The organism is Oscillibacter sp. ER4 (assembly GCF_000765235.1).
Classification (GTDB): Bacteria; Bacillota; Clostridia; order Oscillospirales; family Oscillospiraceae; genus Hominicoprocola; species Hominicoprocola fusiformis.
This window is the reverse complement of record NZ_JPJG01000040.1, coordinates 1-19,294: the sequence shown is the minus strand read 5'-3', so window position 1 is coordinate 19,294 and position 19,294 is coordinate 1. Positions and strand designations below refer to the sequence as shown.

Sequence of the window (19,294 nt, the reverse complement as noted above, 5' to 3'; positions counted from 1 at the left end):
CCTCAAGTACCTCCGCTACATGGCGGAGGTATTTTTTTCTCCTCGTCCACATAGGCTATGGCAGAAATGGACGGGAGGCGGGCGGCATGAAGAAGCGGCGGCAGTGGACAACATACAGTGGGAGCGGGAAGCGCGTTGCGCCGCGAACGCGCACATCGCGCGTGTCTCGCGGCAAGGAGATGGGAGTGCCGCGGCTTTGGGTGCAGCTCATCGTCTGCGGGGCGCTGTTTGTGGCGCTTATTGGCCTCAAGCTGCTGATGCCGGGGAACTTAAGCGCGCTGCGCGGGACGCTGGGGCAGTGGCTGGTGCGCGACGCGGACTTCATCTCGGCGTTTTCCGCGGTCGGGCGTGCGGCATCCGGCGAGCAGGACTGGGGCGATTCGCTGTCGGAGGCCTATGTCGCGGTGTTTGGCGGCGAGAGCAAGGCGCAGGAGGTCTCGGGCAATCTGATCGGCATGACGGTCTCGGAGCAGGACGTCTCCGACCTCACGAGCGCGCGGGAGCTGCCCGCACTCGCCGTGGGCGAGCAGCGCATTTTAGGCTTTTCGTACACGACGCCGCTGTCCGGCACGGTGACATCGCCGTTCGGCTGGCGCGACGACCCGAACGGCGCGGGCGAGTGCTTCCATTACGGCATGGACATCGCGGGCGAGGAGGGCGCCTCCGTCGCCTGCTTTGCCGACGGCACCGTCGGCACGGTGGGGGAGAGCAATATCCTCGGCAACTATGTGACGGTCAACCACGAGGGCGGATTTTCAACGCTCTACGCCCATTGTAGCGCCATCACCGCGAGCGCGGGACAGAGTGTCAAAAAGGGCGATGCGATCGCTAAAGTTGGCTCGACCGGCAACGCCACGGGCTCGCACCTCCACTTTGAGGTGCACGACGGGGAAGAGTATCTGAACCCCGTTTACTATGCGGTTCCCTGAACGCGGGCTCCACGTTTCGTGGAGCTTCTGGCTGCTCATTCTGCTCGCGGCCATCGTGAGCCCGCTGACGATCGTGCTCTCGATTTTGCTGGCCGCCGCGCTGCACGAGTGCGGGCATCTTCTGGCGCTGCGGGCATTCCACGTGCCCATCGAGGGGCTGCGTCTCAGCGCGTTTGGCGCGGTGCTGCACGCGCGCGGAGCGCAAAGGCTCTCTTACGGGCGTGAGCTTGCCGTCACGCTCGCGGGCTGCGGCATGAACCTCGTCTGCGGCGTTCTGACGGCGTGGTTTTCGCTGCACTATGTGTGGGTGGAGGGCTTCGTCTTCGCTGGCGCGCACATTCTGCTCTGCGCGTTCAACCTGCTGCCCATCCCGCCGCTCGACGGGGCGCACGCGCTGGACCTTGCGATCTCAGCGCTGTTCGGTCCGCTCGTGGGCGACGCGGTCGCGGCGCTTGCGGGCGTTCTCTGTTCACTCGCGCTGCTGGGCGGGGTAGTGTATCTCTATGTGCAGACGCGCGGCGGCGCGCTTGTTATTTTTGCCGCACTGGCACTGCTTTTAAGCGCGCTCAAAGAACTGAGACTTGCGCGTCTCGCAATAAAAGTGTAGAATAGCCGAAAATGGATGTTTGTGCCCATTTTCGGCTTTTTATTTTTGCTTACTTCAGAGGAGAACTTTTGTGGATAAGAGATTGGAACGCATTTTGCCCCGCGTGCAGAAGCCCGCACGCTATGTCGGCGGGGAATTCAACGCCATTATGAAGGATAAAAGCAAGGTCGACACGCGCGTCGCCTTCTGCTTCCCCGATACCTATGAGATCGGCATGTCGAACCTCGGCATGCGCATTCTGTACGGTGTGATGAACAATATTGAGGGCGTGTGGTGCGAGCGCTGCTTCGCCCCCTGGGGCGACATGGAGCAGGAGATGCGAAATGCGAACATCCCGCTCTACGCGCTCGAATCGTTTGACCCGATCAAGGATTTTGACATCATCGCCTTTTCCATTGGCTATGAGATGGCGTTCCCCGCGATGGTCGACATGCTGGACTTAGCAGGCGTGCCGCTGCACGCGAGCGAACGCACGGCGCTCACACCGCTCGTTGTCGCGGGCGGCACGGCGATGTACAACTGCGAACCCATCGCGGATTTTATCGATCTTGCTCTTATCGGCGAGGGCGAGGAGATGGATGTCGAGCTCATCGAGCTGCACCGTCAGGCGCGGCGAGAGGGCTGGAGCAAGCACGAGTTTCTCGTGTGCGCTGCGCAGATCCCGGGCGTCTATGTGCCGAGCCTTTACGACGTTGCCTACAACGACGACGGCACGGTCAAGTCCATCACGGCAAACGAGGGTGCGCCCAAGGTCGTCCTAAAGCGCATCATGCGGGACATGGACAAGGCCTACTATCCGACCAAGACCATCGTTCCCTCGACCGAGATCGTGCAGGACCGTGTGTCGCTCGAACTGTTTCGCGGCTGCATCCGCGGCTGCCGCTTCTGTCAGGCGGGGTATGTCTACCGTCCCGTGCGCAACCGCTCGGAGGAGCTGCTGCGCGGCTACGCCGTTGAAGCCGTCGAGGACTCGGGCTATCAGGATATGACGCTCTCGTCGCTCTCGACGTCCGACTATCCGCACCTTGTCGAGCTGTGCGACGACTTAGAGGACTTCTGCGCCCAGCGGCACGTGACGCTTGCGCTGCCGTCGCTGCGCGCGGACAACTTCTCCATGGCGCTGATGGAGCGCTTGCAAAAGGGCAGAAAGACCGGCCTTACCTTTGCCCCCGAGGCGGGCACGCAGAGACTGCGCGACGCCATCAACAAAAATCTCACGGAGGAAGATCTGCTCGAATCCTGCCGCCGCGCGTTCGCGGGCGGATACAGCGCGGTCAAGCTCTACTTTATGCTCGGCCTTCCGACCGAGACGGACGAGGACGTGCTCGGCATTGCCGACATCGCGGCCCATGTCATGCACGCCTGGCGCGAAAGCGCACTCAACAAGACGCGCGGCGTGCGCATCACGGTTTCGACCTCGTGGTTCGTGCCAAAGCCGCACACGGCGTTCCAGTGGGAGCCGCAGATCCCCATTGAAGAGTACGAGCGCCGCGTCAAGCTCCTGCGCGAGGCGATGAACACCAAGTCCGTCACGTACAACTGGCACCCCTCGCCCACGAGCTTTATGGAGGCGGTCATCTCCTGCGGCGACCGCCGGCTCGGCAAGGTCATCGAGACCGCGTGGCGCAAGGGTGAAACGCTCAGCGCGTGGGAGGACTATTTTGATCTGAGCCGCTGGATGGAGGCCTTTGAGGAGTGCGGTCTTGACCCGCACTTTTACGCCAACCGCCGCCGCAGCGAGGATGAAATTCTGCCGTGGAGCATGATCTCCTGCGGCGTTGCACCGGGGTATTTGAAGCGCGAGCACGCGCTGAGCTATGAGGGTGTGACGACGCCGGATTGCCGCACGCACTGCAACGCCTGCGGCGCAAACTGCCTGGTGGGAGGGAAATGCGATGTCTAAATTGCGGCTGGTTTTTGTCAAGGAGCATCAGGCGTCCTACATTTCGCATCTTGACGTGATGCGCACGTTCCAGCGCGTGTTCCCGCGCGCGGGCCTTTCTATCAAGCACTCCAACGGCTTCCACCCGCACCCCATTTTGTCCATCGTGCTGCCGCTGCCCGTGGGGCAGTCGAGCGACTGCGAAATTCTGGACTTTGAAAGTGTGGAGGACAGCACGGACGAGGGTGTGGCCGAGGCACTGAACACCGGTATGCCCGCGGGCCTTCGCGTGCTGGACTGCTATAGCGTGACGCGCCCCGTGCGCGAGATGGTCAACCTGCGCGCGCAGCTCGAAATGGAATACGACAACGGCGTGCCCGAGGGTGCGTGCGAGCACATCCGCGAGTTTTTTACGCAGGAGGAGATCTTTGTCGAAAAGCGCACGAAGTACAAGGGCATGACCGAGCTCAACATTGCGCCGCTCATCCGCTCGCTCACGCTGACGGAGGGGGAGGGCGTGATCCTCGCCGATGCGGTCGTCGCCGCGCAGGACCCGGGCCTCAACCCCGCGCTGATCGGCGCGGCGGTCGCGCGGCACCTGCCGGAGATCGCGCCGGACTTTGTTCGCGTGCGCCGAAAAGAGGTCTACGACGCGGAAATGAACGTTTTCCGCTGATTTCTGCCGTGTTTTTGCAAATAATGCTTGCATTCCCGTTGGGGATGTGATATGCTACCATAGCTTGAAAAGGGCGGTCCTCTGCCGTGCGCGGGTGAAAGAGTCCCGACAGCGCCGAAGAAAAGCGGTCAAGAACGCCTATAAATAGGAGGAAAATATCCATGGATCTCATCAAAGAGCTCGAATCCCAGCAGCTGAAAAAGGAAATGCCCGTCATCAACGTCGGCGATACCGTCCGCGTTCATGTCAAGATCAAGGAAGGCTCCCGCGAGCGTATCCAGGTCTTCGAGGGCATCGTCATCGCGAAGAAGCACGGCGGTCTTGAGGAGACCTTCACCGTTCGTCGTCTTGCCTACGGCGTCGGCGTCGAGAAGGTGTTCCCCATCCACTCCCCACTCATCGAGAAGGTCGAGACCGTGCGCAGCGGAGATGTTCGCCGCGCCAAGCTGTATTACCTGCGCGGCCGCGTCGGTAAGGCTGCCAAGATCCGCGAGAAGCTGTAAGGCAGATTCTTTGAGAACAAAAAAGCATGGCGTTTCCGCCATGCTTTTTTTGTTGCCTTTTTCAAAAAGCGTGCTACAATAATACATTAGAAAATCAGGCGCATTTTGCCGCAGAGGGAGACTGTTAGTCCGCCGCTGCGCGGCGCTGGGTTTAGGAGACCGAAATGGACGAATTTGATCAGAAAATGGAGATCAGCGAGCAGCCGCAGGAGGAGATCGTGGAAAAGATCCCCGGACGCGACGTGTATGAGACGGTCTCGTCTCTCGTCTCGGCGCTGCTGGTCGTTGTGCTGGTGTTTACGTTTCTTGTGCGGCTGATGGGCGTTTCCGGCCCGTCAATGATCCCGACGCTGCAGGACGGCGACCGGCTTCTCGTCATCAACTCGCTGCTCTGCGGCGACTATCAGGTCGGCGATATCGTCATCGCGCGCAAGGAGACCTTTGACTCGAAGCCCATCGTCAAGCGCGTCATCGCCACCGCGGGCCAGACCGTGGACATCGACTTTAACTTGGGTCAGGTCTATGTGGACGGCGAGCTTCTGGACGAGGACTACATCAACGACTACACCTATCGCGAAGAGGGCACCGTGTTCCCGCTCACCGTGCCGGAGGGCGAGGTGTTCCTTATGGGCGACAACCGCAACCACTCGAACGACAGCCGCGATTCTTCGCTCGGCACGGTGGACACGCGCCTTCTGATCGGCAAGGCGGTGTTCCTCGTCTTCCCGGGACGCGACTATCTGACCGAGCAGCGCGAGTTTGGCCGCATCGGCCTTTTGCAGTAAAGGGGGACGAGCAAATGCAGTTGGATTCTCTGAGCTGGTTCCCGGGGCACATGACCAAGACCCGCCGCATGATCACGGCGGAGCTCGGCAACGTGGACGCCGTGTGCGAAATTCTGGACGCGCGCATCCCGATGAGCAGCCGCAACCCCGATGTGGACGAACTGACGGCGGGCAAGCCCCGTTTGATCGTTTTGAACCGCGTCGATCAGGCCGACCCTGAGATGACGAAAAAGTGGGCGGCGTATTTCCGCTCGCTCGGCTGCGCCGTCATCGAAACGGACGCGAAGCAGGGCGGGGGCGTGAAGCAGTTTTCTTCCGCCGTGCGCACGCTGCTGCGCGATAAGATCGCCTCTTACGAGGCCAAGGGCCAGCTCGGCCGCGTGCTGCGCGTGATGGTACTCGGCATCCCGAACGTTGGCAAGTCGACGTTTATCAACAAGGTCTCCGGCCGCAAGAGTGCCAAGGCGGAGGACCGCCCCGGCGTCACGCGCACGAAGCAGTGGGTGCCGGTCGACAAGACGCTCGAGCTCCTTGATACGCCAGGCATCCTGTGGCCGAAATTTGAGGACAGCAGCGTCGGCGTGCGTTTAGCCTTCACCGGTGCGATCCGCGACGAGGTCGTTGATATCGAGGAGCTCGCCATGCGCCTGATGGATTACCTCGGCAAAAATTATCCCAAGGCCATCGAGGAGCGCTACAAGCTCACCGTTTCGGAAGAGGACGACGGCTATGCACTGCTCGAAAAGGCGGGGCGCAAGCGCGGCTTTCTGATCTCCGGCGGCGAGGTCGACACCGAGCGCATGAGCCGTATCCTGCTCGACGAGTTCCGCGGCGGCAAGCTCGGCCGCTTTACGCTCGAATTCCCGCCGGAGGGCGAGCGCACATGAGCGTCAACCTACACTACGAGGACAAAGCCCGCGCCGCGGGCTTTTCATCCGTCTGCGGCGTGGACGAGGCGGGCGCGGGGCCGCTGATGGGCCCTGTGTACGCCGCCGCCGTCATCCTGCCGGAGGGCTGTGAGATCGAGGGGCTGAATGACTCCAAGAAGATGGCGGAGAAAAAGCGCGAGGCGCTGTTTCCTGTCATCTGTGAAAAAGCCGTCGCCTACGCCATCGCGTCCGTCGACGAGAAGGAGATCGACGCAACGGATATTTTGAGCGCACGCATGAAGGCGATGCAGCTCGCCATCGATGCGCTGCAAATCCCAGCGGACTATGCGCTCATCGACGGCAACCGCGACCACGGCGCGTCGGCAAAGATCACCACGACGCACGAGACCATCGTCGGCGGGGACGGCGCGAGCTTATCCATCGCCGCGGCGAGCGTGCTGGCGAAGGTCAGCCGTGACCATTATGTGGTCGAAGTGCTCGACCCGATGTATCCCGAGTATCAGTTCGCCAGGCACAAGGGCTACGGCACAAAGCTCCACTACCAGATGCTCGATCAGTACGGCCCGAGCCCCGTGCACCGCATGACGTTCCTCAAAAAGTGGGAGGCGCGGCGATGAGCACGAAGCAGGACGGCGACTGGGGCGAGGCGCTGGTCGAAAAGTATCTGAGCGAGCGCGGCTGCCGCATCGTGGAACGAGAGTGGCGCTGCCGCTTCGGCGAGATCGACCTCATCGCCGAGAAGGACGGCGTGCTGCTGTTCGTCGAGGTGAAGCTGCGCACAAATTTGCAGTACGGTGCGCCGCGCGAGTATGTCACGGCGAAAAAGCAGGAGAAGCTGCGCGCTGCGGCGCTACTGTATTTAAGCGAGCGTGAGCTGGACGTGCCCGCCCGCTTCGACGTGGCGGAGGTCTACACCGATGTGCGCCATAGCGCGGGCAAAACACGCATCCGCTACATCGCTAACGCATTTTGATCTGACTTTGGAAGGGAGGCACGCGATGGCATTATACGCGATTGGCGACCTGCACTTATCGCTCGGTACGAACAAGCCGATGGATGTGTTCGGCCCCAAATGGGCGAACTATGTCGAGCGCATTCAGGAGAATTTTTCCAAGCTGAACGATGACGACGTTATCGTCATCGCGGGGGATATCTCGTGGGGCATGTCGCTCGAGCAGTCGCTGCCGGATTTTCAGTTCATCGACGCGCTGCCGGGGAGAAAAATTCTCTTAAAGGGCAATCACGACTACTGGTGGGGCACGGCGTCGAAGATGAAGAAGTTCTTCGCCGAGCACGACATCACAACGCTCGATATCCTCTACAACAACGCCTTTTTCTACGGCGACCACGCCATCTGCGGCACGCGCGGCTGGTTTTATGAAGAGGACGCCGCGGGGACGCACACGGGCAAGATGCTCGCGCGCGAGGCGCTGCGGCTTGAAGCGTCGCTCAAGGCGGCGGAGGGGAAGCCCATCTACTGCTTTCTGCACTATCCGCCCATCTATCAGGGCTACAAGTGTCCCGAGATGCTCGAGCTTTTCGACAAATACGAGGTCGAGCGCTGCTATTACGGGCATCTGCACGGCTACACGCACCGCCGCGCGTTCGAGGGGATGCGCGAAAAAACCGAATATGCGCTGATCGCGGCGGATTATGTCGCCTTTCAGCCTGTAAAAATTTGCAATTAAGACATAAATTGATGCAAAAAAGGGTGGAAATTTTGAGGAAGCTATGGTATAATTCCACTTTGCAAAAGCATCATTATCTGATGTTAAACGGAGGAAAAAGAAATCATGACTGTCAAAAATGTTGAAAAGCTGGAAAAGAGCAGAGTCGCGGTGACCGTCGAGGTCGGCGCGGAGGAATTTGAAGCCGCCGTTGCCAAGGCCTACGCCAAGGCTCGCAATAAGCTCAGCATTCCCGGCTTCCGCCCCGGCAAGGCCCCCCGCAAGATGATCGAAAAGCTCTACGGCGCGGGCGTTTTCTACAGCGATGCCGTTGACATCGCCCTGCCCGAGGCATATACGCAGGCCATCGGCCAGAGCGGCCTCGATGTTGTCGGCTATCCCGAGATCGAGATCGTGGACGACAAGATCGACGAGAACGGCTTCACCTTCAAGGCGACCGTTGCCGTGTATCCCGAGGTCAAGCTCGGCGAGTACAAGGGCCTGACGGCTGAGAAGGAAGAGATCAAGGTCAGCGCCGACGATGTCAAGGAGCGCCTCAATGAGATGGCCGAGCGCAACGCCCGCCTCGTCTCTGTCGACCGCAAGGCCAAGAAGGGCGACATCGCCGTCATCGACTTCGAGGGCTTCGACAACGGCGAAGCGTTCGAGGGCGGTAAGGGCGAGAATTACGAGCTCGAGCTCGGCTCCGGCAGCTTCGTCCCCGGCTTTGAGGATCAGGTCATCGGCATGAAGGCCGGCGAAGAGAAGGATCTCGACATCACCTTCCCCGAGGATTATCACAAGGATCTCGCCGGCAAGAAGGTCGTCTTCCACGTCAAGGCCAAGGAGATCAAGTGCAAGGAGCTTCCCAAGCTTGATGACGACTTTGCCAAGGACGTGTCCGAGTACGACACGCTCAAGGAGCTCAAGGACAGCATCAAGCGCGAGATCACCGAGCAGCGCGAGCAGTCCGCCAAGTATGCCGTCGAGAACGAGCTGATGGAGAAGGTCGCCGCGAACATCGAGTGCGACATCCCCGATGCGCTCATCGATGAGCAGTGCGCCCGCTTCCTCGAGGAGTTCAAGCAGCGCTTACAGTCTCAGGGCATCCCCTATGACCAGTACTGCAAGATGACCAACATGGATGAAGCCAAGTTCCTGGAGGAGGGCAAGGAGCCCGCGACCCGTCAGGTGCGCATGGATCTTGCCGTGAACGCCATCATCAAGGAAGAGAAGCTCGAGGCCACCGACGAGGAGGTCGAAAAGCAGTACAACGACCTTGCTGAGAAGTACAGCATGGACGTCAACGAGCTCAAGAAGTATCTTGACGCCATGTCCGTCCGCACGCAGATCATCCGCGACAAGGCCATCAGCGTCGTCGTGGACAGCGCGAAGATCGAAAAGAAGAAGGCTCCCAAGAAGGAAGCCGAGGGCGAAGCCGCTGAAGGCGAGGAAAAGCCCGCCAAGAAGACCGCTGCCAAAAAGTCCGCCAAGAAGGAAGAAGAAAAGGCTGAATAATCGGCAAAGCGGCCATAATAGATAGAAACGACGATCAACCACAAATGCCTGCCATTTGTGGTTGATTGTGTACATACCAATTTTTTGAACAGGGTATGAACAAGGAGGTTACCAAGATGAGTTTAGTCCCTTACGTCATTGAACAGACCAACCGCGGCGAGCGCTCTTACGATATTTTCTCCCGCCTTCTGGAAGACCGCATCATTTTCCTCGGCGAAGAGGTCAACGATGCGACCGCGAGCCTGATCGTTTCGCAGCTTTTATTCCTCGAGGCCAAGGACCCCGACAAGGACATCCAGCTCTATATCAACTCCCCCGGCGGCAGTGTGACGGCCGGCATGGCGATCTACGACACGATGCAGTATATCAAGTGCGACGTGTCCACCATCTGCGTCGGCCTCGCCGCCAGCATGGGCGCGTTCCTGCTCTCGTCCGGCGCCAAGGGCAAGCGCATTGCGCTGCCGAACGCGGAGATTATGATCCACCAGCCCTCCGCCGGTACGCAGGGCAAGGTCACGGATATGGAGAGCGACGTGGAGCACTTCCTGCGCATCAAGCAGCGCTTGAATAAGATCCTGGCCGAGAACACCGGCAAGACGCCCGAGCAGGTCAAGCTCGACTCCGAGCGCGACCACTGGATGACGGCGGATGAGGCGCAGGCCTACGGCCTTGTGGACAAGGTCATTTACAAGAGATAAGGACAGTTTGACTTATGAGTGAAGATAGGAAAAAAGAGCTTCGCTGCTCGTTCTGCGGCAAGAGCGAGCACGAAGTGCACCGCATGATCCAGGGGCCGGGCGTGCGCATCTGCGATGAGTGCGTCCGCCTGTGCATGGACGTGCTGGAGGACGGCTATGAGCCGCACGACGAGCTGGAAGCGCCCGACTCCATCCCCACGCCGCGCGAAATTCGCGAGGTGCTCGACCAGTATATCATCGGGCAGGAGGCGGCCAAGGTCGCGCTGTCCGTGTCCGTCTACAACCACTATAAACGCATCTTCTTCGGCGGCGACGACGAGGTGGAGCTGCAAAAGAGCAACATCCTGCTCCTCGGCCCCACCGGCAGCGGCAAGACGCTCTTTGCCCAGACGCTTGCCCGCATTCTGAAGGTGCCGTTCGCTATCGCGGACGCGACGACCCTCACCGAGGCGGGCTACGTCGGCGACGATGTGGAAAACATTCTGCTCCGCTTGCTTCAGGCGGCGGATTACGACGTGGAGCTCGCCGAGCGCGGAATCATCTATGTCGACGAGATCGACAAGATCGCCCGCAAGAGCGAGAACACCTCCATCACGCGCGACGTCTCCGGCGAGGGCGTGCAGCAGGCATTGCTGAAAATCGTCGAGGGCACGGTTGCCAACGTCCCGCCGCAGGGCGGCCGCAAGCACCCGCATCAGGAGTTCATCCAGATCGACACGCACAACATCCTCTTCATCTGCGGCGGCGCGTTCGAGGGCATCGAGAAGATCATCGAGAGCCGTCTCGACCGCAAGTCGATGGGCTTCGGCGCGGAGCTCAAGAGCAAAAACGACGTGGATGAAAGCAAGATTTTACGCGAGGTGCAGCCGCACGATATCTTGAAGTTCGGCATCATTCCCGAGCTGGTCGGCAGACTGCCGGTCATCACGGCGCTCGACGCGCTGACGCGCGACGACCTTGTCAAAATTCTGACCCAGCCGAAAAACGCGCTCGTCAAGCAGTATCAAAAGCTGTTTTCTTACGACGACGCCGAGCTCACGTTCGAGCCCAAGGCGCTTGAAGCGATCGCCGACAAGGCCATCGAGCGCAAGATCGGCGCGCGCGGCCTGCGCGCGGTAATGGAGGGTCTGCTGATGAACGTGATGTACGACATCCCGTCCGACCGCACGATCGACCGCGTGACCATCACGCCGGGCTGCGTGGAGGGGACGGAACAGCCGAAAATTTCCCACCGCACAGAAAAAGAAGGGGAGGCGCCGCAGCCGTCGCTGCCGGCAGACTCCGCTTCATAAGGAGAAACCCCATGGAACCTGTAACAAAAAATCTTCCGGTCATCGCCATGCGCGGGCTCAATGTGTTCCCGCGCATGAACACGAGCTTTGACCTCGAGCGTCCGATCTCTGTGCACGCGCTTGAGCGCGCCATGGAAAACGGGGAGGAGATCTTTCTCGTCACCCAGCGCGAGATCGGCGTGGAGCAGCCGGAGGAAAAAGACCTGTACGAGATCGGCACGGTCGCGCGCGTGACGCAGATCTTGCGCGTGTCCGACCGCGTGCTGCGCGTGATGATGGCGGGCGCGTGCCGCGCCCGCCTCAAGCGGCTGTGGCAGCGCGAGCCGTTTTTGCAGGCGCAGGTCGAGCTCATCGATGAGCCGGCCACCTCGCGCCATAGCAAGCGGACGGAGGCGATGCTGCGCCAGACCTACGCCAGCGTGACGGAATATGCCGAGCTCGCGCAGAAATTGCCGGACGATGTCTACGCCGCCATTTTGTCGACGAACGATCCCGGCTATCTGGCCGATTTTATTGCCCAGCAGCTCAACCTGCGCTATCAGGACAAACAGGATATCCTCGACGAGCTGCGCCCGCTGCCGAGATTGCAGCGCATGAACGAGATTCTGCGCCGTGAGATCGAAGTTACCGCCATGGAGCAGGACATTGAAAGCAAGGTCCGCTCCCGCGTCGGAAAAATTCAGAAGGATTTTGTCCTACGCGAGCAGATCAAGGTCTTACAGAACGAGATCGGTGAGGGCGGGGAGGACGAAGAACTCGACGAGTACCGCGAGAAGATCAGCAAGGCGCACCTGAGCGAAGAAGTGGAGCGCAAGCTGCTGAAAGATGTGGACAAGCTCGCCAAGCAGCCGTTCGGCAGCGCCGAGGCGAGTGTGCTGCGCAACTATCTCGACACCTGCATGGAAATGCCCTGGGGCGAGGAGACGAAGGAGCGCGCCAGCGTAGACGCTGCGCGCAAGATTCTTGACCGCGACCACTACGGCTTGCAGAAGGTCAAGGAGCGCATTTTAGAGTTCATCGCCGTGCGCCAGCTCAACCCCGAGGCGAAGGGACAGATTTTATGTCTTGTCGGTCCTCCGGGCGTCGGTAAGACGTCAATCGCACTGTCGGTCGCCAAGGCGATGAACCGCAAGGTCGCGCGGCTGTCGCTCGGCGGCGTGCGTGACGAGGCGGATATCCGCGGCCACCGCAAGACCTACATCGGCGCGATGCCAGGCCGCATCATCGAGGCTATTTCCCGCAGCGGTTCGATGAATCCTCTGCTCGTGCTCGACGAGGTCGACAAGATGGGCAGCGACGGGCGCGGTGACCCCGCGTCGGCGCTTTTAGAAGTGCTCGACAGCGAACAGAATTATGCCTTCCGCGACCACTACCTTGAAATTCCCGTCGATCTGAGCCGCGTCATGTTCATCATGACGGCCAACACGCTTGACACCATTCCGCGTCCGCTGCTCGATCGCATGGAAATTATTGAGATTCCCAGCTATACGGACGAGGAGAAGGTGCAGATCGCGCAGCGGCACCTGCTGCCCAAGGAGCGTCAGGCCAACGGGCTGACGGCCTCGAGCCTGCGCGTGGACGAGAGCGCCATCCGCGCGGCCATCGCGCTCTACACGCGCGAGAGCGGCGTGCGCTCGCTTGAGCGTCAGCTCGGCAAGATCTGCCGCAAGGCGGCAATGCAGCTTGCTACAAGCGATGTAAAGCGAGTCGCCGTGACAGAGAAGAACATCAAGGACTTCCTCGGTGCGCCGCGTGCTGCACAGGAGAAGATTCCCGAAAAGGACCTTGTCGGCGTGGTGAACGGCCTTGCGTGGACCGAGGTGGGCGGCGAAATTCTGCCCGTCGAGGTCGGCGTGATGGATGGCAGCGGCAAGGTCGAGCTCACGGGCAACCTGGGCGACGTGATGCAGGAGAGCTGCCGCGCGGCGCTCTCGTGCCTGCGCCAGCGGGCGCAGGAGCTCGGCATCGCGCCGGACTTCAACAAGACGAAGGACATCCATATCCACTTCCCTGAGGGAGCCATCCCCAAGGACGGACCCAGCGCCGGTATCGCCATCGCGACAGCGGTGCTCTCCGCGCTGACGGGGCAGGCGGTACACCGCGATGTCGCCATGACGGGCGAGATCACGCTGCGCGGCCGTGTGCTCGCCATCGGGGGTTTGCGCGAAAAGACAATGGGCGCGCTGCGCGCGGGCGTACATACGGTCATTCTCCCGAAGGAGAATGAAAAGGACCTCGACGAGATCGACCCGCTGGTGCGCGAAAAGCTGCGCTTTGTACCGGTCGAGACGGTGGACGCCGTCTTTGCCGAGGCGCTGGTGCTGCCCGAAAAATGCACCGCTGCCGCGCACGAGAGCTATCTTCCTCCCGTGCAGGAGAGCGCGCACAGCGCGCTGCGTGCGGGCGAAATGAGCTGAAAGGAAACGAAAACCATGGCGATCAACTTCAACAAGGTCGAATTCATCCTCTCGGCGGCGTCAGAAAAGCAGTTCGTGCGCGACGGGATGCCGCAGCTCGCGTTTGCGGGGCGGTCGAACGTCGGCAAATCGTCCGTCATCAACCGGCTCGTCAACCGCAAGAACTTTGCCCGCGTGGGTGCGTCCCCGGGCAAGACCTCGCAGATCAACTACTTTAAGATCGACGGCAAGCTCTACCTCGTCGACCTGCCGGGCTACGGCTACGCCAAGGTCTCCAAGACCGAGCGCGACCGCTGGGGCAAGCTGATGGAAAACTATTTCCAGTCTGCGGGGCTCATTCACCTCGGTGTGCAGATCGTCGACGCGCGGCACAAGCCGACGGCGGACGACGTGACGATGCACGACTACTTCGTGCAGACGGGCTGTCCCGTCGTGATCGTGGCGAACAAGCTCGACAAGCTCAAAGCGCGCGAGATCGAGCCGAATCTTGCCCAAATTCGCGAGACGCTGAGTTTGCGCGACGATGAGCTCGTTATTCCGTTCTCTGCCGAAAAGGGCACGGGCAAGGAGCAGCTGATTGCGGCGATTCTCGACCATTTGAACGACTGAAAAGGAATAATGCTTCACAGAAAAGCCTCTGTATGGGTTGACCATACAGAGGCTTTTTATCATATTTCCAGGGAAATTATTTTCGCAGCGTCAGGAGTGCGGTGCAGTGGGAGAAGGATTCAAACGTCAGCGTGGGGAAGTGGGGACGGAGTTCGCCGTAGACGAAGTAAATTTCATCTGAGTCCCAATCCTCGCCTGCCGCAGTTCGACACGCTTCGAGCTCTTCGCGCGTGCGAAAGGCGACGTCGCCGATGAAAAGACAGCCGTCCTGATTCAAAAGCGGCAGAAGCGCGCGAAGAAAGTCGATTTTCTGCGTGTCCGTCAGGTGGTGGAGCGAGTAGGTCGCGACGATGGCGTCGTACTGCCGTGCGCAAAGCTCGGGCACAAGGCCTTTGGAAAAATCGCCCTGATAGAGCCGCGCGTCCGGCATTTTTGCCTGCGCCAGTTCGATCATGCGCGCGGAAAAGTCCTGCCCATAGATGCGGCAGCCCTGCTCGTAGAGCCGCGAGGTCAGTATGCCCGTGCCGAAGCCGATATCCAGCACGTCATGCCCGCTCTGCGCGAGCACGCGCTGATAGAGCGCGTTCATCATGGCGCGGTAGCCCGCAAAGGGGTAGCGGTCGTTCTCGTCGGAGAGGCCGACGCTCTTGTCATAGCCGTCGGCCCAGAGGTCGAAGCCAGTATTGTTCAGCATGTCAGTCCTTCTTTTCGTTCAGCGGGGGAAGTCCCAGCTCATAGAACGCCACGGCGCTCGCTGCGGCGACATTGAGCGAGTCGACGCCGTGGTACATCGGGATCCTGACCGTGTAGTCGCAGCTCGCGATGGTCGAGGACGCGAGCCCGTCACCCTCCGTGCCCATGACGATGGCAAGCTTTTCTTCGGCGGCAAGGCGCGGATCGTCGAGCCGTACGGAGTCGTTGTGCAGTGCCATCGCGACGGTGCGAAAGCTGAGATCGCGCAGCAGCTGCGTCCAGTCGCCGCTTTCGGGCAGGTAGGTCCACGGGATGAGGAACACATTTCCCATGCTGACGCGCGAGGCGCGGCGATAGAGCGGATCGCTGCCCGCAGTCGTGAGCAGCACCGCGTCCATGCCGAGCGCGGCGGCGGAGCGGAAGATCGCGCCGATGTTCGTCGGATTCATCACGTTTTCGAGCACGACGACGCGCCGCGCATCGCGGCAGACGTCCTCGACGCTTTGGAGCTTCGGCCGCCGCATGGCGCAGAGCATGCCGCGCGTCAGGTGAAAGCCGGTGAGCTGTGTCAGCACGGATTCATCAGCGGTGTAAACCGGAATATCTTGACAGCAGCGGGCGAGAATTTCGCGCCCCTTGCCCTGCGTATGCTGCCGCTCCATCAGGAACGACACCGGTTCACAGCCCGCATCCAGTGCGCGGCCGATGACGAGCGGACTTTCCGCGACGAAGAGTGCGTTGTCGGGGTCCGCGCGATTGAGCAGTTGGTTTTCGGTCAGGCGCGCGTAGATGTCGAGCGCGGGATCGGAAAAATCGTGGATTTCGATGATGTTTGCCATAGGTCATCCTTTTTAAGATTCCAAGATGTTTAGCAGCGCGGCGACATCCGGCAGAACGAACGTCGGCTGCGGGTCAGAGGTGGGAAGGTCTTCTTCCTTCGTCTCGCCCGAGAGAACGAGCAGCGTGTCGATGCCCGCGTTCGCGCCGCTGGCGATGTCCGTGTAAATTCGGTCGCCCACGAGCAACGTTTCCTGTGCGGAAACGCCCGCCTCGAGCATTGCGAGCTGCGGCATCAGTGGTTCGGGCTTGCCGATGACGATGGGGCGGCGGGATGTCGCGCGCCAGAGCATTTCGCACACGCTCCCGCAGTCGGGCACGAAGCCGTAGGCCGTGGGGCAGACCCAATCGGGATTTGTCGCAACGTAGGGAACGCCCTGACCGAGCAGGATGCAGGCGTCCTCCAGCTTTTGAAATGTCAGCTCGGTGTCGAAGCCCATCAGGAGCGCGTTCGCGTCCTCACGCCGTTCTGCGACGGTAAGGCCAGCCGCGCGGAGCTGTGATTTCATCGACTCCGTACCGCAGACATAATAGCGCTTGTCTTGACCGTCGTGCTCGCGGAGATAGTGAACGAGCGCGTCGACCGAGGTGAGAAAATCGCCCGACTCCGCCGCGACGCCGAGGCGCGTGAGCTTCTGCACGTAGGCCTCCACGCTTCGCGAGGAGTTGTTTGTCAGAAAGCGGTACTGCCCGCCGCGTGCGCGGATGGCAGAGAGCAGCTCGCGGACGCCGGGAAAAAGCCGGTCGCCCAAGTACAGCGTGCCGTCGAGGTCGAAAAGAAAGAGCTTTTTGCGCTGAAGCAGATTATGGTCAACCATTGGTCACGCTTTCTTTTTGCCGTCGATCGCGATGATGAAGAAGAATGAGCTCACCGCCAGAAGATAGGGGTAGAAGAGGTTTGGGATGATGTCGAACGCCGAGATGGCGTAGCCCAGCTCGTGCGCCGCGGAGATCGCAACGAGCATCTGCGCGCCGTAGGGGATGATGCCCTGAAAGATGCAGGAGAACGTGTCGAGGATCGACGCAGCCTTGCGCGGGGTGATGCCGTATTCCTCGCTCATTTCCTTGGCGATGGGGTTTGCCATAACGATGGCGACGGTGTTGTTCGCGGTGGCAATGTCCATCGCGCCGACGAGAAGGCCCATGCCGATCTGGCCGCCGCGCTTGCCGCGAAACGCCTTTCTGATCCAGCCGAGCAGCGCTTCAAAGCCGCCGTACTCACGGATCAGCGCACAGATGGCGGAGACCAAAATTGCGACCATCGACGTTTCAAACATGCCGGCCGCGCCGCTGCCCATGTTCTCGAGCAGCGCCTTGACTGCGAGGATGCCGGTCTGCCCCGTCGCGCCGGTCGCGAGCGCGATGACCGCGCCGGATACGATACCGATGAGCAGCACGACAAAGACGTTGATACCGATGATGCCGCCGATGAGCACGAGCACATAGGGGATGATCTGAATGAGATTGTAGGCAGGGATGGGCGCGGGGTGCACGTCCGCATTCAGCGTCAGCACGAGGATGAGTGCGAGCGACGCGAGCGCGGCGGGGAAGGCGATGTGGAAATTTTCGCGGAATTTGTCCTTCATCGCGCAGCCCTGCCCGTTGCAGGCGGCGATGGTCGTGTCGGAAATGAAGCTCAGATTGTCACCGAACATTGCCCCGCCCATGACGGACGCGACGCACAGCGGCAGGGAATAGCCGCTGGCCGCGGCGATGGGGATGGCGATGGGGACGATGAGCGTGATGGTGCCGACGCTTGTGCCCATCGCGGTGGAGACAAAGCAGCTTACGACGAACAGCACCGCCACGGCGAATTTCGACGGGATGATCGAGAGCATGAAGTACGCAACGCTCTCCGCACTCGAGCGGCCCACGACGCCGACGAACATACCTGCGGCTAAGAAGATGAGCAGCATCGTGATGATGTTCTTATCGCCCACGCCACGGCCCATTAGCGTGAGCTTTTCGTCGAACGACAGCGCGCGGTTCTGGCAGCAGGCTACGAGCAGCGCGATGAGAAAGATGACGACGATGGGGATGGAATAAAATCCCATCGGGATTTTGAGCACGTACTCAAAGATCAGGCCGAGGCCCAGATACAGGACAAGGAACACTAAGATCGGCAGCAGCGCCGCGGGATTGGCTTTTTTTGACATGGGATAACACTCTCTTTCTCCAAACATAAAAAAAGCTCCTGCGCGGAGCTTTTTGTGCGATATGAATTATTATAAGGAGCGTGGAGGACCTTGTCAAGTGAGATTTGCCCAGAATTGAGCGCAAAAGGGCTTGACAGAAGGACTCTAATCTGTTAGTGTACAAATATACTCTAACAGATTAGAGAGGGAACAAGATGGAAACGCCGAAAATTTTTGAGAGCGAATACCGCTTTTGCCAAATCCTGTGGGCACACGAGCCGGTCAGAAGCCGCGAACTTGTCGCCCTGTGCGCCGAGCACCTGGGCTGGAAACCGACGACGACCTACACGGTCATCAAACGGCTCTCTGAGCGCGGGGTGCTGAAAAACGAGAATACTGTCGTCACGTCGCTCATCTCACAGGACGAGGCGCAGACCGCCGAGATCGATGAGCTGCTCGACAAGCGCTTCGACGGCTCGCTGCCCGCGTTCGTCGCCGCGTTTACAAAGTCGAGCCACGTGAGCGACAAAGAGCTTGACGAGGTGCAGAAAATGATCGACCTTTACCGAAAGGAGAATCATCATGGATGACGTCTTTTTGAAGCTCGTGAACCTCAGCATCAGCGCAAGCTGGCTCATTCTGGCGGTGCTCGTGCTGCGGGTTGTCCTCAAAAAAGCGCCGAAGTGGGTCATGCCGCTTCTCTGGGGTGTGGTCGCACTGCGGCTTGTCTGCCTGTTTTCGATTGAAAGCGCGCTCTCGCTCATCCCGAGCGCCGAGACCATCCCGAGCGAGATCGTGACCGAAACGCGCGAGCCGGTGCTCTACGAGCAGGCGACGCTTGACATCGCCACGAATCCGACGCTGCCCTCGGCGGCGGAGGTCCCCGTCGGCGTGAGCCGCCAGCAGGCGCAGGTGGACTTCAACATCTACAGCGTCCTCTGGCTTGCCGGCATGGCGGCGCTGCTCGTCCACGCGCTCGTGAGCGCGGGAAAGCTGAAAAGAAAGCTCGCAACGGCGATTTTGCTGCGAGATAACATCTACGAGAGCGAATTTGTCGATTCGCCGTTCGTCTTCGGCGTGGTGAAGCCGAACATTTATCTTCCCATGCATATGGACGAGGGGACGGCGGCGTATGTCATCGCGCACGAGCGCGCGC

General features: G+C 60.4%; 21 protein-coding genes. 17 read left to right on the top strand and 4 right to left on the bottom strand.

All coding sequences use genetic code 11. The annotated features are described in order from the left end of the window. The first annotated feature begins 86 nt into the window (after positions 1-86). The 15 genes from NI20_RS14135 to yihA all read left to right on the top strand — a co-directional run bounded on the left by NI20_RS14135 (position 87) and on the right by yihA (position 14,473). Positions 87-929, top strand: coding sequence for a M23 family metallopeptidase (locus tag NI20_RS14135; RefSeq protein WP_197055367.1), 843 nt, complete (start codon positions 87-89; stop codon positions 927-929). Further along, on the top strand, positions 916-1,536 hold the full coding sequence (locus tag NI20_RS0106865) for a hypothetical protein (RefSeq protein ID WP_033120673.1): 621 nt from the start codon (positions 916-918) through the stop codon (positions 1,534-1,536). Before NI20_RS14135 ends, NI20_RS0106865 begins: the two co-directional genes overlap by 14 nt. Before the next feature lie 70 nt (positions 1,537-1,606). Beyond that, positions 1,607-3,439, top strand: a complete 1,833-nt coding sequence (locus NI20_RS0106860) for a TIGR03960 family B12-binding radical SAM protein (RefSeq protein WP_033120672.1) — start codon at positions 1,607-1,609, stop codon at positions 3,437-3,439. Further along, positions 3,432-4,094 carry a TIGR03936 family radical SAM-associated protein gene (locus NI20_RS0106855; protein WP_033120671.1) on the top strand — a complete coding sequence of 221 codons (663 nt, stop codon included), beginning with the start codon at positions 3,432-3,434 and terminating at the stop codon, positions 4,092-4,094. The genes NI20_RS0106860 and NI20_RS0106855 overlap by 8 nt, the downstream gene beginning before the upstream one ends. A 161-nt stretch (positions 4,095-4,255) precedes the next feature. Then, positions 4,256-4,597, top strand: coding sequence for a 50S ribosomal protein L19 (rplS, locus tag NI20_RS0106850; RefSeq protein WP_033120670.1), 342 nt, complete (start codon positions 4,256-4,258; stop codon positions 4,595-4,597). A 164-nt stretch (positions 4,598-4,761) separates the two neighbouring features. Next, on the top strand, positions 4,762-5,382 hold the full coding sequence (gene lepB / locus NI20_RS0106845; RefSeq protein WP_052084486.1) for a signal peptidase I: 621 nt from the start codon (positions 4,762-4,764) through the stop codon (positions 5,380-5,382). 14 nt (positions 5,383-5,396) lie between these two features. Further along, a complete protein-coding gene (gene ylqF, locus NI20_RS0106840; RefSeq protein ID WP_033120669.1) occupies positions 5,397-6,269 on the top strand; it encodes a ribosome biogenesis GTPase YlqF in 873 nt (290 codons plus the stop codon). Further along, positions 6,266-6,889 (top strand): ribonuclease HII, encoded by a 624-nt coding sequence (locus NI20_RS0106835; protein WP_033120668.1) that lies wholly within the window; start codon positions 6,266-6,268, stop codon positions 6,887-6,889. Before ylqF ends, NI20_RS0106835 begins: the two co-directional genes overlap by 4 nt. Further along, positions 6,886-7,245, top strand: coding sequence for a YraN family protein (locus NI20_RS0106830; RefSeq protein WP_033120667.1), 360 nt, complete (start codon positions 6,886-6,888; stop codon positions 7,243-7,245). The genes NI20_RS0106835 and NI20_RS0106830 overlap by 4 nt, the downstream gene beginning before the upstream one ends. A gap of 25 nt (positions 7,246-7,270) precedes the next feature. After that, a complete protein-coding gene (locus NI20_RS0106825) occupies positions 7,271-7,960 on the top strand; it encodes a metallophosphoesterase (protein WP_033120666.1) in 690 nt (229 codons plus the stop codon). 105 nt (positions 7,961-8,065) lie between these two features. Further along, complete coding sequence (gene tig, locus NI20_RS0106820) at positions 8,066-9,457, top strand: trigger factor (protein WP_033120665.1); 1,392 nt, start codon at positions 8,066-8,068, stop codon at positions 9,455-9,457. 116 nt (positions 9,458-9,573) lie between these two features. Then, entirely contained in the window at positions 9,574-10,155 is a 582-nt protein-coding gene (gene clpP / locus NI20_RS0106815) for an ATP-dependent Clp endopeptidase proteolytic subunit ClpP (protein ID WP_033120664.1), read from the top strand. Positions 10,156-10,169: 14 nt separating this feature from the next. After that, positions 10,170-11,447 (top strand): ATP-dependent Clp protease ATP-binding subunit ClpX, encoded by a 1,278-nt coding sequence (clpX, locus tag NI20_RS0106810; protein ID WP_033120663.1) that lies wholly within the window; start codon positions 10,170-10,172, stop codon positions 11,445-11,447. An 11-nt stretch (positions 11,448-11,458) separates the two neighbouring features. Next, positions 11,459-13,864: an endopeptidase La gene (gene lon / locus NI20_RS0106805; protein WP_033120662.1), complete on the top strand. Its 2,406-nt coding sequence runs from the start codon at positions 11,459-11,461 to the stop codon at positions 13,862-13,864. A 15-nt stretch (positions 13,865-13,879) separates the two neighbouring features. Then, positions 13,880-14,473: a ribosome biogenesis GTP-binding protein YihA/YsxC gene (gene yihA, locus NI20_RS0106800; protein ID WP_033120661.1), complete on the top strand. Its 594-nt coding sequence runs from the start codon at positions 13,880-13,882 to the stop codon at positions 14,471-14,473. Positions 14,474-14,549: 76 nt separating this feature from the next. Here yihA and NI20_RS0106795 read toward each other — a convergent pair whose 3' ends face one another. From NI20_RS0106795 to NI20_RS0106780, 4 genes are read right to left on the bottom strand one after another with little or no spacing between them, the layout of a single operon-like run. Further along, entirely contained in the window at positions 14,550-15,167 is a 618-nt protein-coding gene (locus NI20_RS0106795) for a bifunctional 2-polyprenyl-6-hydroxyphenol methylase/3-demethylubiquinol 3-O-methyltransferase UbiG (RefSeq protein WP_033120660.1), read from the bottom strand. Between the two features lies 1 nt (position 15,168). Then, complete coding sequence (locus NI20_RS0106790) at positions 15,169-16,005, bottom strand: RNA methyltransferase (protein WP_033120659.1); 837 nt, start codon at positions 16,003-16,005, stop codon at positions 15,169-15,171. 12 nt (positions 16,006-16,017) lie between these two features. Further along, positions 16,018-16,821, bottom strand: a complete 804-nt coding sequence (locus NI20_RS0106785) for an HAD-IIA family hydrolase (RefSeq protein WP_033120658.1) — start codon at positions 16,819-16,821, stop codon at positions 16,018-16,020. A gap of 3 nt (positions 16,822-16,824) precedes the next feature. Next, positions 16,825-18,159, bottom strand: a complete 1,335-nt coding sequence (locus NI20_RS0106780) for a Na+/H+ antiporter NhaC family protein (RefSeq protein ID WP_033120657.1) — start codon at positions 18,157-18,159, stop codon at positions 16,825-16,827. A 194-nt stretch (positions 18,160-18,353) separates the two neighbouring features. Between NI20_RS0106780 and NI20_RS0106775 the strand changes: the two genes are divergently transcribed. After that, on the top strand, positions 18,354-18,728 hold the full coding sequence (locus tag NI20_RS0106775; RefSeq protein WP_033120656.1) for a BlaI/MecI/CopY family transcriptional regulator: 375 nt from the start codon (positions 18,354-18,356) through the stop codon (positions 18,726-18,728). Continuing rightward, positions 18,721-19,294, top strand: a 574-nt coding sequence (locus NI20_RS0106770) for a M56 family metallopeptidase (protein ID WP_242842945.1), incomplete at its 3' end; no start/stop codon positions are given. The genes NI20_RS0106775 and NI20_RS0106770, both read left to right, overlap by 8 nt.

Excerpts from the sequence above, each read along its gene's own strand:
- clpP (WP_033120664.1), top strand. The coding sequence starts at position 9,574 with ATGAGTTTAGTCCCTTACGTCATTGAACAGACCAACCGCGGCGAGCGC.
- NI20_RS0106795 (WP_033120660.1), bottom strand. The coding sequence starts at position 15,167 with ATGCTGAACAATACTGGCTTCGACCTCTGGGCCGACGGCTATGACAAG.
- yihA (WP_033120661.1), top strand. The coding sequence starts at position 13,880 with ATGGCGATCAACTTCAACAAGGTCGAATTCATCCTCTCGGCGGCGTCA.
- NI20_RS14135 (WP_197055367.1), top strand. The coding sequence starts at position 87 with ATGAAGAAGCGGCGGCAGTGGACAACATACAGTGGGAGCGGGAAGCGC.
- NI20_RS0106865 (WP_033120673.1), top strand. The coding sequence starts at position 916 with ATGCGGTTCCCTGAACGCGGGCTCCACGTTTCGTGGAGCTTCTGGCTG.
- clpX (WP_033120663.1), top strand. The coding sequence starts at position 10,170 with ATGAGTGAAGATAGGAAAAAAGAGCTTCGCTGCTCGTTCTGCGGCAAG.
- ylqF (WP_033120669.1), top strand. The coding sequence starts at position 5,397 with ATGCAGTTGGATTCTCTGAGCTGGTTCCCGGGGCACATGACCAAGACC.
- NI20_RS0106785 (WP_033120658.1), bottom strand. The coding sequence starts at position 16,821 with ATGGTTGACCATAATCTGCTTCAGCGCAAAAAGCTCTTTCTTTTCGAC.
- NI20_RS0106790 (WP_033120659.1), bottom strand. The coding sequence starts at position 16,005 with ATGGCAAACATCATCGAAATCCACGATTTTTCCGATCCCGCGCTCGAC.
- NI20_RS0106775 (WP_033120656.1), top strand. The coding sequence starts at position 18,354 with ATGGAAACGCCGAAAATTTTTGAGAGCGAATACCGCTTTTGCCAAATC.
- tig (WP_033120665.1), top strand. The coding sequence starts at position 8,066 with ATGACTGTCAAAAATGTTGAAAAGCTGGAAAAGAGCAGAGTCGCGGTG.
- NI20_RS0106780 (WP_033120657.1), bottom strand. The coding sequence starts at position 18,159 with ATGTCAAAAAAAGCCAATCCCGCGGCGCTGCTGCCGATCTTAGTGTTC.
- lon (WP_033120662.1), top strand. The coding sequence starts at position 11,459 with ATGGAACCTGTAACAAAAAATCTTCCGGTCATCGCCATGCGCGGGCTC.
- NI20_RS0106835 (WP_033120668.1), top strand. The coding sequence starts at position 6,266 with ATGAGCGTCAACCTACACTACGAGGACAAAGCCCGCGCCGCGGGCTTT.
- rplS (WP_033120670.1), top strand. The coding sequence starts at position 4,256 with ATGGATCTCATCAAAGAGCTCGAATCCCAGCAGCTGAAAAAGGAAATG.
- NI20_RS0106830 (WP_033120667.1), top strand. The coding sequence starts at position 6,886 with ATGAGCACGAAGCAGGACGGCGACTGGGGCGAGGCGCTGGTCGAAAAG.
- lepB (WP_052084486.1), top strand. The coding sequence starts at position 4,762 with ATGGACGAATTTGATCAGAAAATGGAGATCAGCGAGCAGCCGCAGGAG.
- NI20_RS0106855 (WP_033120671.1), top strand. The coding sequence starts at position 3,432 with ATGTCTAAATTGCGGCTGGTTTTTGTCAAGGAGCATCAGGCGTCCTAC.
- NI20_RS0106825 (WP_033120666.1), top strand. The coding sequence starts at position 7,271 with ATGGCATTATACGCGATTGGCGACCTGCACTTATCGCTCGGTACGAAC.